Below are 15,813 nucleotides of genomic sequence, written 5' to 3' on the forward strand. Positions count from 1 at the left end.
CGGCTATTTAATAGCTCCAGTATAGGCAAAAAAGTAAAGTAAAAGCTATTATTTACGACGTCTACTTGGCTCTCTTTTACCTGTAATGCGTTTTTTATCGCGATCTTTTCGAGATTTATTCGTATTTTTACGATTATCTTTGGGCTTTTTATTTAAGTCAGGCTCGTAACCTTCTAACCACTGCGGCGTTAAACGCGTATCGAGTAATACTTCAATTTCTTCTAGCAGCCATTGCTCATCAAGACTTACCAATGACATAGCAAGCCCTTGTTCACCAGCGCGACCTGTACGGCCAATACGGTGTACGTAATCCTCAGCAATGTAAGGCAGTTCAAAATTAATTACGTATCTAAGTGTAGAAATATCTAAACCACGCGCAGCGACGTCGGTTGCAACAAGTACGCGTGTAATACCCTCTTTAAAGTTTTGCAATGCACGGTCACGTGCGCCTTGCGATTTATCGCCATGGATTGATTCGGTTTTTAACCCATCTTTACACATTTCTTTAGCAAGCTGATCGGCCATTTGTTTTGTGCGAGTAAAAATAAGCACTTGGCGCCAGTTTTTCATGCCAATCATGTGCGATACAAGTTCGCGCTTACGATCTTCATCTACAGCGTAAATAACTTGCTCTACTTCAACCGCAGCTGAGTTACGTTTATCAACTTCAATTAGCTCAGGGTTTTTAAGTAGTTTTTTACTGAGTTCAAACACGCTGTCATCAAACGTAGCTGAAAATAGTAAAGTTTGGCGATCGCCCGGGATATGTCGCAATATACGTCTAATTTCATCAATAAAGCCCATATCAAGCATGCGGTCAGCTTCGTCAAACACTAAAGAGTCTACGCTTGAAAGTACCACACTGCCTTTAACTATATGATCAAGCAAACGCCCTGGTGTGGCCACTATAACTTGTGCTGTTTTAAGTGCTTTTATTTGAGGGCCAATACTTGCACCACCATAGGCTAAAGCACCATTGATGTTAGTGCCTTGTGCGTACTTTTCAAAGCTGGCAAATACTTGCTGAGCAAGCTCTCGTGTTGGCGTTAAAATTACAACGCGGGCAAGGCCTTGCTCATCTTTTTTAGGGGTATTTAAAAGCTTATGTAATAGAGGTAAAACAAAGGCGGCGGTTTTACCCGTACCTGTTTGCGCGCTGCCCATTACATCACTTCCGGCTAAAATAGGCGGAATAGTTTTAATCTGAATTGCGGTAGGCTGAGTGTAATTATTTTGCTCAATCGCTGTTAATAATAACGGGTCGAGATTAAGTGATGAGAACGTAGTGGCAGACATAGGCTTAGCTTTAAAATAACAAAGAGAGCTATTGTACGCATATTACTGTACTGCGTAAATTAACCAGTCCAGAAAAGTATTTAATCGTGATTGCTCTCTTTCGCTTTAGCGCTAAAACAATAAAAAAGGCGCTAAATAACTGTTGTATTTAGCGCCTTTTTTAATTTGCTGTAGCTTTAAGCTGGCTTTAGTGTCGCTTTACGTTCGTTGTAAAACGCTATTAAATCGTCAACTGTTGCTTGGCAGTATTCGCGAATACCCGAAACCACCATGTGCTTTTCACCACAACCCACTTTAACGCCGTTTTCTAACAGGTTGAAACGTAGTGTAATTTTTCCGCGCTTACCGGCGTACTCAAAGCTTGGCTCTGCAAATTCAAGTACTGGCGCTGTTATATCAAGGTTATCAAGATTAATAAGCATTGATTCGTAAATTACCATCGGACGAGCAGGGTTTATCATTACCTCTTGCTTGCCCATTAATGGGATAATTACATGCGGAAAGGTAGTACCAGAAAACTCAACATAATTTTTTATTAGACTATTAGTTAGTGCTGGGCATTGGCTGGTTTTACCGCTGCGCTTTACCTTTAAAATTACTTTTTCGCCATTGGTAACATCAAACTCATCTGCTCCCTCAGGGAAATGTAGTTTGGTGTTTTCATCAACCATACCGGCAAAAGTAAATTCCATTTGTTCACTAATACCGTAGCGGTCTAGTACCAATGAAAAAAGTAAGTCTCCTGGCGCGCAAAACTTTTTGGCATCTTTGTCATGAAGTGGATTGTAATCGTCAGCAACGCATTTAGCGAAGCGACAACCCTGCTCACGAGAGATAGAAACATAATCAGCATGCTGCTGAAAAAAAGGACTTAACATAGTTTGTTCACTGCTTAAACTGCTTATAACCTATCTATATTACCAGAAAAAAAATATTGAGAGGTCGAATCTGTTAGATTAATGGCTAAATAAAACAGAGTAATAAAAAACAATGACCTTTTATTTATTAGCACTATCAATTATATGTGTTTTTCCGTACTGCAAAATATCAATAATGCGGCAACCCCTTTGGCACTACTTAATGGCTTTAAGTGTAGTAAGTGGGTATTTTCAAGGTTATGTAAATTTGTATGCTCTGCTCAGCACTGGGCTTTACGTTGTTTTATACTACTGTGTGCTAAATGCAAAGTGGGCAATAATACGCGCTATTTTAAGTACTGTTTTTATAATTTCCTCACTGGCATTAGCACTTCATTGGGTGCCTGGTTTTAATAACCTCCCTATTGTTATAGATGAGCGTATTACAAGCGATGCGATTGCTTTTACCCTTTATGCTAATTTTGATAAAGCTATGGCTGGGTTATTTCTTTGTGCTTACTTTTATTCGAATAAAAAAGCTTTAAAAGCAGACTCTAATAAAGCAGGCCCATTAAACGTTAAACAACCTATTTTTATAATTATTGCTACTGTTTTAGCTTCGCTCACTGCGGCTTTAACACTTGGACTTGTAAGCTTTAACCCAAAAGTGCCCAACTTTTGGTTAGCCTTTATTGCTATTAATCTTTTATTTACCTGTGTAGCTGAGGAAGCTTTGTTTAGAGGTTTATTACAAACCAAACTTAGCCAAATAATCACATCTACTCGCCCAGCGCTACTTGCTCCAATAATGACAGCAGCAGTGTTTGCTTTGGCACATTTTGCAGGAGGATTTAACTATGTATTGGTTTCATTTATTGCAGGCTTAGGATATGGCTATATTTTTTATAAAACGCAGCGCTTAGAGTGGGCCATTATGTGCCATTGGTTAGTTAATGTTTGCCACTTCTTTTGGTTTACTTACCCTATGCTCAGTAAAATCTAAATACATTTACAAATGCTAACAATTTACCCGTTGGCAAACATTGCCAGCATTTGATTTTGTTAGTAATTTACTACTTTAAATAATAAATTAAGGGACTAATAAATATGCTACGTTTTATAATGGCAATAACAGTGCTGGCCACAATAACTGGTTGTTCAGGCATGACTTATCATACAGATATAGACAACGGTGTTTTATCTCAAGAAATTGGCACCTACGTTAATAAAAGAGATTTACAGCAATTTTATAGCGACCAAGAAGCACACGAAAGTGGCGCAACACTTTTAGGCCGAATAGAAGGTGAAAGCTGTGATGGCGACGGTATGGGCAGCAATAATGTAAGTTACAATCGCTCTAAATCAAACGCGATTGATTTACTTAAAGCTGATGCTATGCGCAGAGGCGGGAATGCTTTTACTATTAATTCCTGTAGTGAAACCTCTGTATCGTATTGCGACCTATCTGTTTTATGCACCGGACAGGCCTACGACTATTAATAAGTAAAAGTGCAAATTATATATTAAGCGCAAAGCTCAGTAGCACACGCTTTCCAGACTCGATTTTAGATACGCTGTGTTCGTACTTATCGGGTCTGAAGAAATACACGCGATTAAATAAATTTATAATGCATTTTGAGCATTTAAATACCCCACCCGCTTTAGGTTTCTCTAATACAAAATTGAGCTTGTAATAGCGCCCTTGCTGCACAGGGTCAATATGGTTCATTACGCTGTGATTGGGTGGGTAAGTAACAAGGTTTATCGAAAATGTGTTACTGCTAAAAATGGCTTTGTTTTTTACAGGTGCAATCATACTGCCTCCTATGAGTTTATATTCCCTATTGTATCATTGGGCTAAGTACTAATACTTTAGTTAAACAATATCAAAATACGATGTCATATAGCTAAACAGCCTGAAACAAAAAAGCCGAACTTATTTTACTAAGCTCGGCTTTTAAAAGTACATTGTTTAGCAATTATGCACTTGGGTATTCGCGGTACGCACGCTCTATATTTTTAGCCTGCTTTTTAGAAATACCTAAATGAGCAAGCGCTACACGTAAACGAGCACGTGATAAGTCAGAGCCTAATATTTCCATTGCATCAAGCACTGACGTACTTGATGTTTTGCCTGTAATTGCGACAAAAATTGGCTCTAAAAAGTCTTTAATTTTAAGCTCGTGGAATGTAGCCACTTCTTTTGCAATTGCAAAAATAGCGGGCTTATCAAAGCTACGTAAGCCTTCAAGCTGCCATACAAAAAATTGTAGGGCTTGGCGTATTACGTTTTCGTCTGCTTTACCAGCTGTTAATAGCGCAGGATCGTAAGTTGGAATACCACCTACAAAGTGCCCTGCCAGCTCAACCATATCCGAAAGGGTATTAATACGCGTTTTAGCCTCTGGTAATACTTTAGCTAACATTTCACCGTTAAACTTCCAATCAACAAAGCGCTGAATTAACTGCTCGTCGGTTAGATTTTCACGGATCCACATGCCGTTTAACCAGCTTAATTTATCCACGTCGAATACTGGGCCACCAAGCGATACGCGCTTCATGTCAAAGTTTTCAATCATTTCATTAAGTGTGAACTTTTCACGCTCATCTGGCATTGACCAACCCATACGACCTAAGTAGTTAAGCACGGCTTCTGGCAGGTAACCCATTTCTTTATAGTAATTAATAGATGTTGGGTTTTTACGCTTAGATAGCTTTGATTTATCTGGGTTACGTAGCAATGGTAAATGACCAAGTACTGGCGCTTCCCAACCAAAATCTTCGTAAAGTTTTAATAACTTAGGTGCTGAGTTAATCCACTCTTCGCCACGGAAAATATGACTAATTTGCATATGGTGGTCATCAACTACGTTCGCTAAAAAGTACGTTGGGAAACCATCCGCTTTTAAAAGCACTTGCATGTCTACGTTTTCCCACGGGATCTCAATTTCATCTCGTAGGTAGTCGTTAAACTTAAATGTGCCTTCGCTTGGAATTTTCATACGTATAACGTAAGGTTTGCCTGCCGCTAAGTTTGCTTTAATTTCTTCATCAGTATGGTTTAAACCACGACCGTCGTATTTAGGGCGCAAGCCTTCTGCCATTTGCTCTTCACGCATTTGATCAAGCTCTTCGCTTGTTGCAAAGCAGTAAAACGCTTTACCATCGTCAACTAACTGATGCGCGTATTTTTTATATAAATCGCTACGCTCAGATTGACGGTAAGGACCAAATTCGCCACCCACATCAGGACCATGATCCCACTCAAGCCCTAACCAGCGTAAGCTATCCATAATTGCAAGTTCAGACTCTGGCGTGCTACGTACTTGGTCTGTATCTTCTATACGAAGTACAAATTCACCGCCTTGTTGTTTAGCAAAACAGTAGTTAAATAAGGCGATATAAGCGGTGCCAAGATGCGGGTCACCAGTTGGCGACGGGGCAACACGGGTGCGAATTGTCATGGTAAATTCTCTTTAAATAAGTGAGATAATAAAAGTGGTTTATGCAGCTACTTTGTTTAAGTAAGCAATAATATCGTTTGATTCATACAGCCATTGTACTTGGCCATTTTTCTCTATACGCAGACAAGGCACTTTAACTTTGCCGCCTTGCTCAAGAAGCTCTTGACGATATTGCTCATTATTTTTTGCATCACGCGTTTCTATGTTTAAGCCTTCGCGCTTAATAGCGCGGCGTACTTTTACACAAAACGGGCATGCTTTAAATTGGTACAGTTTAAATTGTGAGGTTTGCTGATCAAGCTGTGCTTGCTCGTCGCTTGCACGCTTTTTACTGCGAGGAGTAAATACAAAATTAAAGAATAAGATTATACAACCTAAAAACCAACGAACTAATTTCATGTTCTGTGCTCTGCTTACAACAATTTAAGGAGCCAGATTTTAGCACAAATTTACAATCAAAAAAGCTCAATACTGTTATCTATCTTTGGTTCGTTATTAACTTCTAATTCACTGTAGGAGGTAACTCTATTACGGCCAGTATTTTTAGAGTAGTAAAGCGCTAAATCAGCCTGATTTACAATACTCGATACAGTATCAATACTCACTAATTCTAAAAAACCAATGCTAATGGTTAATTGGCCAATTTGTGGAAAGGGGTATTGGGCAACATTAAGGCGTAACCGGTTAAGTGCAACATGTGCATCAGCCTCTGTTTTTGCTTGAAATAACATTGCAAATTCTTCACCGCCATACCTAAATACATAGTCCTCTATTCTAAAATTATTTTTTAGTAGCCGTGCAACAAGTAAAATAACCTCATCGCCAATTACATGCCCGTAGTTATCATTAATATTTTTAAAGTTGTCGATATCGGCAATAGCTAAATACCAACGTCGCTTTTTATTGTTATCATTTCTTGGTAACAAAAAACCGTTACCCGATACAATCTCAATTACTTTTTTATCAAATGTTTGCCTATTTAAAAGCTCTGTAAGTGGATCTAACCGCGACTTATATAATAGCCCAAGCTGATTAGCATAAATATTTAAAATATGTACAGCTAACATAGTTGTTCGTTCTGGTAATTCTTGCTCGGTTTCTATTAATAAAGTGCCGACTACTTTTCCAAAATGATAAATAGGCACGTAACTTGTTGTGCTACTAAAGGCATAGCTCACCCTAATTTTATTTTGAGTGACCTTTTGTAATAACAATGATGCTTCATCTGGGCTTAATTGCTCTAAATTACTATTTGGATTAATAAGAGTAGGGGGTATGGGGGCTGAAAAATTTTTATTGACGTAAATGGCAAAATTATCAACTTCGAGCAAGTCGCTAATTATTTGTATTAATGCGCTATCTAAATCACTTTCTTCCTCTTGCTGGGTAAGCTTAATAATCCATTCGTGCCCACACTTATTTGCCTTCATTACACTGCCTAAACTAATTAAACTTTTATTAGTCTAGACAATACTCATGAATTTACTAAGTTATGAGGTAATACTTATTAACTAATCCTTTAGAATAGGTATTAAAGTAATACTAAGTCGTCGCGATGCAATACTTCTGCACCACTATCGTATTCAAGTAACTCACCTATTTGATTTGAGTGTGCGCCTTTGATTTTATTTACCTCGGTACTGCTAAAACGCGTTAAGCCACGTGCAATTACTTGATTTTTAGTATCTATTAAATCAATTAAATCGCCTCTTTCAAAACGTCCAAATGCATTAGTAACGCCTTTAGCAAGTAAGCTTGCACCTTTATTTTGAAGGGCACTAATAGCACCTGCATCTATAACAATTTGGCCGGTACTTTTAGGCCCAGCTAGTAGCCATTTTTTACGGCCATCTTTTGGGGCGGTGAGTTTTAAAAAGCGTGTACCAGGTAACTCGTCACTCATGCATTTTAAAATAACGTTTTTACCTGCGCCTTTTGCAATAATAACTTCAACACCTGCACGCCTTGCAATGTCGGCGGCTTGCAGTTTAGTCGCCATACCGCCGGTGCCTAAATTTGTACCACTGCCACCAGCAAGTTGGCGCAGCTCATCGTTTATATGTGTTACTTCACCAATGAGGGTGGCATCGGCATTGGTGCGAGGATCGCTGGTAAATAACCCTTCTTGATCGGTAAGTAGCAATAATTTATTAGCATTAGCCAAAATAGCAACAAGTGCCGATAAATTATCGTTGTCGCCTACTTTTATTTCACTGGTAGCGACTGCGTCATTTTCGTTAATGATGGGCACAACGTCGTAATTTAATAACGCATTGAGTGTATCGCGGGCATTAAGGTAGCGCTCTCTGTCGTCTACATCAGCGCGAGTAAGCAGCATTTGCCCTACATTTACCCCATATAAAGCAAACAAGCTCTGCCAAATATGAATAAGTTGACCTTGTCCAATTGCAGCAAGCATTTGTTTATCAATTAAGCTTCTGCCACAGGGTTTTAATAGTTGTTCGCGCCCAGCAGCAACTGCACCGCTCGATACTAAAATAACGTGATGACCCTGCTTTTTAAGCTCGCAGCATTGGCGTACTAATTCAACCATATGTGCTTTGTCTAGCTTATCGGTGCCGCCAGTGAGTACGCTTGTACCAAGCTTTACAACTATTACCTGTTCCCTTTGCATGTGCTTTTTACTACTGATTAATTAAAGATGAATTAATTTATACCAGCTCGGTATTTTTGAACAAGTTAAAAATATTCATGCTAGGATCTGATTTTATTAAATTAAGTAAATTACTCTCTATGCCTGCCAGTTTATGTTTAATTATTGCCACCTTTTTATGGGGCAGCTCTTTTATTGCGCTTAAATACGCCATTGCTATTTACGACCCTGCATTGGTGATATTTTTACGCATGCTCACCACGTTAGTTTTGTCGCTTTGTTTATGGCGCTACGTTATTCGGTTTGAGTATTTAAAAGGTGACTGGAAGTATTTAGTGGGTATGTCGCTTGCTGAGCCTTGCTTATACTTTTTATTTGAAGGCCATGCAATGGAATACACATCAGCCTCGCAGGCCGGTGTTATTGTCTCTTGCTTACCTATTATTATTGCGTTGCTTGCCTTTGTATTACTTAAAGAGCATATAAGCAAAGCCATTGTTGTCGGTTTTACGCTGTGTATAGGTGGCAGTATTTTACTTACGCTTCTTTCACCAAGTACCGACCAAGCACCTAATCCGTTACTAGGTAACTTTTTAGAGCTTATGGCTATGGTGTGCGCTGCATTTTATACCGTAAGTATTAAACATTTAGCTAATCGCTACTCGCCCCTGACTTTAATTGCGTTGCAAGGTATTAGCGGCAGCTTGTTTTTTGCGCCGTTTTTATTTTTTATCGACCTACCAAGCGAAAATCAACACGACTTAACTGCGCTCATGAGCATTTTGTATTTAGGTTCGTGTGTAACCCTTGGCGGCTACGGCATGTACAACTATGCAATTAGCAAGGTATCGGTATTAACCGCTGCTGCGTACTCTAATTTAATTCCTATTTTTACACTTATTTTGTCAGCTATTATTTTGGGCGAAGTGCTCAACGTTTGGCAATGGCTGAGCATATTTGTGGTATTTATTGGCGTAATGGTAAGCCAGCGCCATCAAGAACTCGTGGTTGATATACCGCTTAGTGAATCAGGCGAAGACATTTGCGCAGATACAAGCAATCTTAAATCAGTACCCGAGGCAAGCGAATCAAAAGGGTAACAGGTAAGCAAATACAGTCCAGGTGTTTGTAAAAATGAGTTTTGGGATTGATGAATAACCTCAATCCCCGTTACCTTATAATTTTGAATCACCCCACTTTGCAGTTGCAAAGTAAACGCCTCTCCCACTTTGGCCTTTTGTAAAAATGCAAAGTGGGTGTCGTTATGCCCTGCTATTAACGCGCCCTTTTCGTTTCCAAACTCTTTTCCGCCCAGCTCCCCTGCAGGTAAAAATTGGCTAGGCGCAAACGCTAAATTACGACCACTCGCTCCAGCCAATACACTTAATGTTTTATTATGACTTGGCCAATCAAGCTTTGCAGTCACGTAGCTATCGGAGTAATACCACGGTTTTACTTTGGTGCTGGGTGATTTAAGTGCCTCTTGCCATGCTTGCTCAATTAATACTTGAGCAAGCCATGCTTTTGCCTGCATATAAGCGCCGTGACCAAATAATCCAAGCCCAGCTATTAGTAAACCCACGCTTAGCCACTTTTTCATTTACGTGCCCTGCTTAATTTAAATGATCGGTTTATTTTAAGGGCGCCAAATCCCAATAATAAAATACAACCTAGCAATATATGTAACCTGCTTTGCCCATCGGTTTGCGGTAAGCGCATTGCCATACCTTGCGGTACTGCATTAGTAGCTTGCGCCGTTTGCTCTGCCACTTCTTTTATTTGAGTTTGTTCAATCGCTATAAAAGCAGTAAACGGGCTAAGTAATTGATGAGTAAGCGCAAGCTCCTGTACTTCACCTTTAACTACACTTTGCTCGTTGTATAAAAGTAATGACTTGATTTTTTGGCGCGCCCACAGTTTTGCTATACCTTGAGCGCTTGAGCTATTTTGTGTACTTAATTTAATACTTAAAGGCCCTTGTGCTGTTTGCCCAGCAAGTACCACACTTTTAGCATTATTAAGTTTTATAGCGACCATAATAGGCTCGCCAAAATATAAATCAGGTAGTGGTGATGGCCAAAAATCTAAGTTGTTACCGCTTTCATCGCTTAGCGCCAAATTAGTAATAGCCGGATGTGCAAGCTTATCAAACAACTGCTGCATTTTAGGTTGCACCTCGCTTGTGCTGCCTATAAACGTAAATGAGCCCTTACCGACATCTGCCGCTCGGCGCATAAAAAAGCTGTTAGGTGCGCTGCCAATACCCACTGTAAATAAGCGGCTATCACCTAATTTATTTTGAATATTTTTAAATAATGCATCTTCATTACTTACGCTACCATCAGTTAAAAATACAACTTGGCGTACAAAACCATCAAACTCGCTGCCATCAAGTACGGCATTAAGCGCACCTTGTATTTCTGTGCCGCCGTCGGCTTCTAGGCTATAAATAAATCGCTCTGCACGGCGTAAATTAAAGTCACTGGCTATAAGTGGTTTATCGCTCATTGGAGTCACTATGTTGTCAAAACCAATAATGTTAAAGCTGTCGTCGCTATCAAGTAATGACAGTGCATAAAACAACGCTTTTTTAGCTTGCTCCATAGATTGCCCGTGCATAGAGCCTGACGTATCAACTACAAATACCATTTCGCGAGGTAAGCGTTGAGTTTGTGTAAAATGATCCCCTGGTGGCATTAGCATAGCAAGCCCGTATCGGTCACCATTTTCAAACTGCTGAGTAAAAAATGCAGCTTGAGCTTGCTCTTTTTGCAGCGGTTTAAACTCAAGTACAAAGTCGCGATTAACTGTATTTGTCTCATTTAACGCTATTTTATATTGTCCAAACGCGGTGTTTTGCACATCAACATTATGAAATTTAGAATTGATATCCACCAGCTCTAAGCCTACGTCTATATCAATGTTTAAGCTAAATTGGCTGCTTGGTACGTTATCATTTTGATTACTGCTTTGAATGCTGTAAACAGGGCTTAACCATCCCGTTGGGAGTGAGTTAACATGCGTTTGGTTCTGAGTACTCACCTCAACCTCACCACTAATCGCGTGATAACGCGGTGTAATGGTAGTAGGAAACCTAATAGCGAATGTACCGCTGCTGTAATCAATTATTTCTTGATACTCAAGCTCAATAATCACTTGCTCACCAGGGCCAATATTTGCCACATTAGTAATAAACATATTGGCGCGTTGCTGGCGTACAAGGGCCGCTTGGTTACCTGCTTTTTTAGCCTCCTCGTATTTTTTTTCGGCTTCCACTTTTTTATCAATTTGGCCTTTAATGACTCGCTCACCTATACGCATTGTCATGGCGTGCACAGCGCTTTCATCTGGCAATGGAAAAACGTAGCGCGCGTTAACTGCAAACGGGTTTTCGTTTTGATAGGTTTGCGTTACTACAACATGATTAATTAGGCCGGTTAAGGTCATATTGGCGTCGCTTTTTAATATTATTGCGGGGCCTGCTGGCGCACCATTGCTATCAAAAAGTTCTAACTTGGGTGATTGCGCTTGGCTTTTAAAGCTCGCTAACAGCACAATCGCTATGAATATAAAAATGCTTACTTTAGTAAGCATTTTGGTTGGTTTACTCAACATAAAATCACTCCATCGAACGCTTTGTTTTAAATAGTTTTAGTTACTCGCCGTTTGGCCATTTACAGGGTTCATTGAGCGAGTGGTAAGCGTTACGCGTCTATCAAAAAAGTTATCTTCCACCGTGTTGCTGTTAGCCAATGTTTGCTGCTCGCCAAATGCCTGCGTACTTAAGCGTTTGTGGCTCACGCCGTGTTTTATTAAATAGCTTTGCACGGCATTTACACGCGCTTTAGAAAGTAAAAGGTTGGCTTGCTTATCGCCGCGTTGATCGGCAAAGCCACTTAAATCAAGTGCGAGTTGTGGTTGGTTGTTTAACAAGGTAACGAGTTGGTCTAACTGCAGCGCAAAATGCGGGGCAATAACACTTGAACCTGTTTTAAATTGCACCGTCATCGCCAATAAGTTATTAATTTGAACTTGAGTTAACTGCTCATTTTGATTGGCAAGCACTTCTAGCTGTTGCTCTAACATATTATTGTGGTTAAGCACGTGTTGGTAATCGCTGGTTTTTTCTTTCATGACCGTAATTGCACGCTCTTGCTCTGCAATTTTGTTATCAGCTACTTTTGAATCACCTATTAAGCCACCGGCAAATGCCCCAATAAACGCACCAATTGGTCCGCCCACTACGCCGCCAATAATAGCGCCTGCACCTAGCCCAATAGCCGTTTCTTTATGGGCTTCTTTTGATGGCGTGTTAGATGTTGAGGCAATTGCTGGAGTACAAAAACTAGCAACGAGTGTTAACGCAATTAATGTCTTCTTCATGATTTGATCCTTAAACTTACTTTTTAATTTGTGATGTTTTGTTTTGATGGGTGTATTAAAACAAGCTCAAGTGGCAGCAAAGGGGATCAAAAATGGCAAACTGCTGAGCAATTGTGGCAAAAAAGTGGCAATTGCCTTTTTAACCTTACTTAGCTTAAAAACTTCGATATAGTGCACAACAGAGCCGATAGGATAATGATTAAAATGAAAAAAATAGCCATCGTTGAAGATGAACCCGCAATCCGCGAAAACTACATAGAAATGCTGAGCGCACAGGGCTACCAAGTAAGTGGCTTTGAAAATCGCGCCAGCGCTGAAGCTGCATTTAAAAACGCCCTGCCCGATTTAGCCATTGTTGATATTGGCCTAGGCCATGAAATAGATGGTGGTTTTTTACTGTGCCAAACATTGCGTTCGCTTTCTAAAACACTGCCTATTATTTTTTTAACCGCCCGCGATAGCGAAATAGATACTGTATGCGGCCTGCGCATGGGCGCCGACGACTACCTAACAAAAGACATAAGCTTGGCTCACTTGGCTGCACGTATTGGTGCGCTGTTTCGCCGAATGGAAGCACTTGAACAACCCGCTGATGCAAACGCCCTCATAACACGCGGGCAGTTAACGCTCGACACGCAACGTATGCAGGTATTTTGGCAGCAACAATTAGTTGATTTAACCGTAACCGAATTTTGGATGCTGCATTCACTCGCCCAGCGACCAGGCCATGTTAAAAGCCGTAACGATTTAATGAGCGATGCAAAAATTTATGTAGACGACAGCACTATTACTTCACACGTAAAACGTATTCGTAAAAAGTTTATAGCACTCGATAGCACCTTTGATTGTATAGATACTGTGTACGGTATGGGCTATCGGTGGGAACAACACTAATGCTACGATTTGGTCTGCGCAGTAAATTTATATTACTTTCATGTTTTTTGTTTTTGCTGCCGTGGCTTGGCTACGAGTACGTATGGGAAATGGAAAAGTTTTTACGCCAAGGCCAAGAAAAAACCCTCGTAGGCACTACTCGCGCACTTGCTACCGCATTACATGAGCGCCCTGCATTATTTGACGAGCAAACCAACTTTTTAGACCAAGTTGTAAAAGGTCGCGATTTATACGCTTATAATCTTAAAAACCCTATTCAGCTCGACGGTAAACTTAACGATTGGGACAGCTATCAACCGCTATTTTGGCATTACGACAAGCGCTACTTACAAAAAACAGATAACAAACATCAAGCCAGTGACTTATCGTTCGATCACATGGTAGGAAAGTTTGATAACTACTTATACGCCGTATTTAAAGTAACCGACAATACCCTTATTTATCGCGCTAAAAATAGCTTAAGCATTACCAATAACGATTATTTACAAATTGGCTTAAAAACGCCTAACGGCCAGTTTAATACTTACATTATTGCGCCGCGCCAAGATGGCTGGGTTAATGCGTTTGATGCAAATACCAAAGCCCCTTTTACAAAAATTCAGGGCTATTTTGAAAGTACTGAATCAGGTTATAACGTAGAGCTGCGCTTTCCTATTAGCATGCTAGGCAACAAACTTGGCTTTGCTATTGTTGACGTTGATAATAAAGAGGCATTATTAGAGCCTAAAATAATGTCGACCTCAAACTTAAATAACCCAAACGATTTGGGCTCGGTATTAGTCCCTTCCCCAGAAATTAGCCGTATTTTAAAAGGTATGGGCCACAGTGGTAGCCGCATTTGGGTGGTTGATAACCATCATCGTGTACTTGCGCAATCGGGTACTATTCAAAATGCAGATGGCGTATGGGCTGATGGGCTTGCTAATAAAGCACCTGAAACTTGGTGGCAACGCTTTGAGCAAAATTACTTACACCCAATTTACTATAAAATATTAACGCGCCCCGAAAATGAGTTTTTAGATACCCTGCACGATGTAGCCTCTATGCAGGGCACACATTTAGCGAAAGCATTAAAAGGACAACCAGCATCGTCTTGGCGATTAACACCCGACAGTAAAGCCGTTATTTTATCGGCCGCTTACCCTATTTGGATTCAAGACCAAGTAATTGGCGCGGTAATAGCAGAGGAAACCACAAACGGCGTACGTACGCTGCGTAACAAGTCACTTGAAAAACTCTTTAACGTTATTTTAGCTGTGATGCTAATTGGTACTGTCACCTTGTTCTTTTTTGCCTCACGTATATCGAACCGAATTAGGCGGCTGCGCGATACAGCTGAGCAAGCAATTGATGCACAAGGGCGTGTTACTGGCAGTATTAATTACAGCGACGCTAACGATGAAATTGGCGACCTGTCTCGTAGTTTTTCAAACATTGTGAGCCGACTTGGTGGCTATACCGATTACTTAGAGAATATGTCGTCGCGGTTGTCGCATGAGCTGCGAACGCCGGTTGCCGTAGTGCGCTCGTCACTCGAGAACTTACAAAGCTTGCCACAAAACGAGCTGAGTCAAAAATACCTTGATCGCGCCAGCGAAGGCGTTGAACGCTTAGGTAAAATAATAACCACCATGAGCGAAGCCACTCGCCTTGAGCAGAGTATTCAAAGCAACGAGCCTGAGCCTTTTTATTTACAAAAAGTAATAAATGGCTGTATGCAAGGCTATCAGCTTACTTACCCAAACCAGTTATTTACGCTTGATGTATGCCAAAACAAATTACCAATGCAAGGTGCACCGGAGTTTATAGCTCAGCTGCTTGATAAACTTATTAATAACGCGCTGGAGTTCAGTGAAGCCAATACGGCTATTAATGTAAGCCTAAAGCAGAGCGAAAACAAAGCAACATTAACAGTGAGGAACACAGGCCCTGCTTTACCCGAAGGGTTAACTGAGCATATTTTTGATTCAATGGTGTCGGTACGTAGCCAGCAAATGCAGCAACAGCCACATTTGGGATTAGGGCTTTATATTGTAAGGCTGGTGTGCGACTACCACAAAGGCAGTGTAACCGCGCAAAACAACGAACAAGGTGATGGTGTCGTGTTTACCGTAACACTGCCGTTAGCTAATGGTTAGGGCTGTATTTATACCGTTATATTTATAGCCACTGCATTATATGCAAATAGTAAGTACGTAATAAATTAAATTCAGCTGTATATTTTTAGTTAAAAAGAGTTACTTTAATTTACCTTAACTCCATATAAATTAACAAATAAACTCCTCTCATCCCTTAAAACCTGCCG

The 15,813-nt window shown here is 40.3% G+C and carries 15 protein-coding genes; 5 read left to right on the top strand and 10 right to left on the bottom strand.

All coding sequences use genetic code 11. The features are described 5' to 3' along the window. Positions 1-48 precede the first annotated feature (48 nt). Positions 49-1,296 (bottom strand): DEAD/DEAH box helicase, encoded by a 1,248-nt coding sequence (locus QT16_RS01805; RefSeq protein ID WP_039484965.1) that lies wholly within the window; start codon positions 1,294-1,296, stop codon positions 49-51. A 176-nt stretch (positions 1,297-1,472) separates the two neighbouring features. Then, on the bottom strand, positions 1,473-2,174 hold the full coding sequence (locus tag QT16_RS01810) for a DUF3581 domain-containing protein (RefSeq protein ID WP_039484969.1): 702 nt from the start codon (positions 2,172-2,174) through the stop codon (positions 1,473-1,475). 112 nt (positions 2,175-2,286) lie between these two features. Here QT16_RS01810 and QT16_RS01815 point away from each other — a divergent pair, with 112 nt between their 5' ends. Then, the gene (locus QT16_RS01815; protein WP_039484972.1) at positions 2,287-3,156 is read left to right on the top strand and encodes a CPBP family intramembrane glutamic endopeptidase; all 870 of its coding nucleotides are present in this window, start codon (positions 2,287-2,289) and stop codon (positions 3,154-3,156) included. A gap of 104 nt (positions 3,157-3,260) precedes the next feature. Beyond that, entirely contained in the window at positions 3,261-3,653 is a 393-nt protein-coding gene (locus tag QT16_RS01820) for a hypothetical protein (protein WP_039484976.1), read from the top strand. 16 nt (positions 3,654-3,669) lie between these two features. On the opposite strand, the gene QT16_RS01825 is transcribed toward QT16_RS01820, so the two are convergent. The 5 genes from QT16_RS01825 to proB all read right to left on the bottom strand — a co-directional run bounded on the left by QT16_RS01825 (position 3,670) and on the right by proB (position 8,252). Next, positions 3,670-3,969 (bottom strand): hypothetical protein, encoded by a 300-nt coding sequence (locus tag QT16_RS01825; protein WP_039484979.1) that lies wholly within the window; start codon positions 3,967-3,969, stop codon positions 3,670-3,672. Between the two features lie 163 nt (positions 3,970-4,132). Further along, positions 4,133-5,617 carry a glutamate--tRNA ligase gene (gene gltX, locus QT16_RS01830; protein ID WP_002961608.1) on the bottom strand — a complete coding sequence of 495 codons (1,485 nt, stop codon included), beginning with the start codon at positions 5,615-5,617 and terminating at the stop codon, positions 4,133-4,135. 39 nt (positions 5,618-5,656) lie between these two features. Beyond that, positions 5,657-6,016: a glutaredoxin family protein gene (locus tag QT16_RS01835; RefSeq protein ID WP_002961611.1), complete on the bottom strand. Its 360-nt coding sequence runs from the start codon at positions 6,014-6,016 to the stop codon at positions 5,657-5,659. A 56-nt stretch (positions 6,017-6,072) separates the two neighbouring features. Further along, positions 6,073-7,047, bottom strand: a complete 975-nt coding sequence (locus QT16_RS01840; protein ID WP_039484990.1) for a GGDEF domain-containing protein — start codon at positions 7,045-7,047, stop codon at positions 6,073-6,075. 101 nt (positions 7,048-7,148) lie between these two features. Then, positions 7,149-8,252 (bottom strand): glutamate 5-kinase, encoded by a 1,104-nt coding sequence (gene proB / locus QT16_RS01845; protein ID WP_039484993.1) that lies wholly within the window; start codon positions 8,250-8,252, stop codon positions 7,149-7,151. A gap of 119 nt (positions 8,253-8,371) precedes the next feature. Between proB and QT16_RS01850 the strand changes: the two genes are divergently transcribed. Next, positions 8,372-9,331, top strand: a complete 960-nt coding sequence (locus tag QT16_RS01850) for a DMT family transporter (protein ID WP_024597327.1) — start codon at positions 8,372-8,374, stop codon at positions 9,329-9,331. On the opposite strand, the gene QT16_RS20500 is transcribed toward QT16_RS01850, so the two are convergent. From QT16_RS20500 to pdsO, 3 genes are read right to left on the bottom strand one after another with little or no spacing between them, the layout of a single operon-like run. After that, positions 9,226-9,831: a class GN sortase gene (locus QT16_RS20500; protein ID WP_082007339.1), complete on the bottom strand. Its 606-nt coding sequence runs from the start codon at positions 9,829-9,831 to the stop codon at positions 9,226-9,228. The genes QT16_RS01850 and QT16_RS20500 overlap by 106 nt on opposite strands. Then, a complete protein-coding gene (locus QT16_RS01855) occupies positions 9,828-11,846 on the bottom strand; it encodes a marine proteobacterial sortase target protein (RefSeq protein WP_039484999.1) in 2,019 nt (672 codons plus the stop codon). The genes QT16_RS20500 and QT16_RS01855 overlap by 4 nt, the downstream gene beginning before the upstream one ends. Positions 11,847-11,882: 36 nt before the next feature. Next, on the bottom strand, positions 11,883-12,614 hold the full coding sequence (pdsO, locus tag QT16_RS01860) for a sortase-associated OmpA-like protein PdsO (RefSeq protein ID WP_039485002.1): 732 nt from the start codon (positions 12,612-12,614) through the stop codon (positions 11,883-11,885). A 204-nt stretch (positions 12,615-12,818) separates the two neighbouring features. Between pdsO and pdsR the strand changes: the two genes are divergently transcribed. Beyond that, positions 12,819-13,508, top strand: a complete 690-nt coding sequence (pdsR, locus tag QT16_RS01865; RefSeq protein ID WP_039486017.1) for a proteobacterial dedicated sortase system response regulator — start codon at positions 12,819-12,821, stop codon at positions 13,506-13,508. Then, a complete protein-coding gene (pdsS, locus tag QT16_RS01870; RefSeq protein WP_039485005.1) occupies positions 13,508-15,646 on the top strand; it encodes a proteobacterial dedicated sortase system histidine kinase in 2,139 nt (712 codons plus the stop codon). The genes pdsR and pdsS overlap by 1 nt, the downstream gene beginning before the upstream one ends. Positions 15,647-15,813: the final 167 nt, after the last annotated feature.

It is taken from the genome of Pseudoalteromonas distincta (genome assembly GCF_000814675.1).
Taxonomy (GTDB): Bacteria; Pseudomonadota; Gammaproteobacteria; order Enterobacterales; family Alteromonadaceae; genus Pseudoalteromonas; species Pseudoalteromonas distincta.

Bases quoted from the DNA above. Each gene is read 5' to 3' on its own strand.
- QT16_RS01805 (WP_039484965.1), bottom strand. From the start codon at position 1,296: ATGTCTGCCACTACGTTCTCATCACTTAATCTCGACCCGTTATTATTA.
- QT16_RS01810 (WP_039484969.1), bottom strand. From the start codon at position 2,174: ATGTTAAGTCCTTTTTTTCAGCAGCATGCTGATTATGTTTCTATCTCT.
- QT16_RS01815 (WP_039484972.1), top strand. From the start codon at position 2,287: ATGACCTTTTATTTATTAGCACTATCAATTATATGTGTTTTTCCGTAC.
- QT16_RS01820 (WP_039484976.1), top strand. From the start codon at position 3,261: ATGCTACGTTTTATAATGGCAATAACAGTGCTGGCCACAATAACTGGT.
- QT16_RS01825 (WP_039484979.1), bottom strand. From the start codon at position 3,969: ATGATTGCACCTGTAAAAAACAAAGCCATTTTTAGCAGTAACACATTT.
- gltX (WP_002961608.1), bottom strand. From the start codon at position 5,617: ATGACAATTCGCACCCGTGTTGCCCCGTCGCCAACTGGTGACCCGCAT.
- QT16_RS01835 (WP_002961611.1), bottom strand. From the start codon at position 6,016: ATGAAATTAGTTCGTTGGTTTTTAGGTTGTATAATCTTATTCTTTAAT.
- QT16_RS01840 (WP_039484990.1), bottom strand. From the start codon at position 7,047: ATGAAGGCAAATAAGTGTGGGCACGAATGGATTATTAAGCTTACCCAG.
- proB (WP_039484993.1), bottom strand. From the start codon at position 8,252: ATGCAAAGGGAACAGGTAATAGTTGTAAAGCTTGGTACAAGCGTACTC.
- QT16_RS01850 (WP_024597327.1), top strand. From the start codon at position 8,372: ATGCCTGCCAGTTTATGTTTAATTATTGCCACCTTTTTATGGGGCAGC.
- QT16_RS20500 (WP_082007339.1), bottom strand. From the start codon at position 9,831: ATGAAAAAGTGGCTAAGCGTGGGTTTACTAATAGCTGGGCTTGGATTA.
- QT16_RS01855 (WP_039484999.1), bottom strand. From the start codon at position 11,846: ATGTTGAGTAAACCAACCAAAATGCTTACTAAAGTAAGCATTTTTATA.
- pdsO (WP_039485002.1), bottom strand. From the start codon at position 12,614: ATGAAGAAGACATTAATTGCGTTAACACTCGTTGCTAGTTTTTGTACT.
- pdsR (WP_039486017.1), top strand. From the start codon at position 12,819: ATGAAAAAAATAGCCATCGTTGAAGATGAACCCGCAATCCGCGAAAAC.
- pdsS (WP_039485005.1), top strand. From the start codon at position 13,508: ATGCTACGATTTGGTCTGCGCAGTAAATTTATATTACTTTCATGTTTT.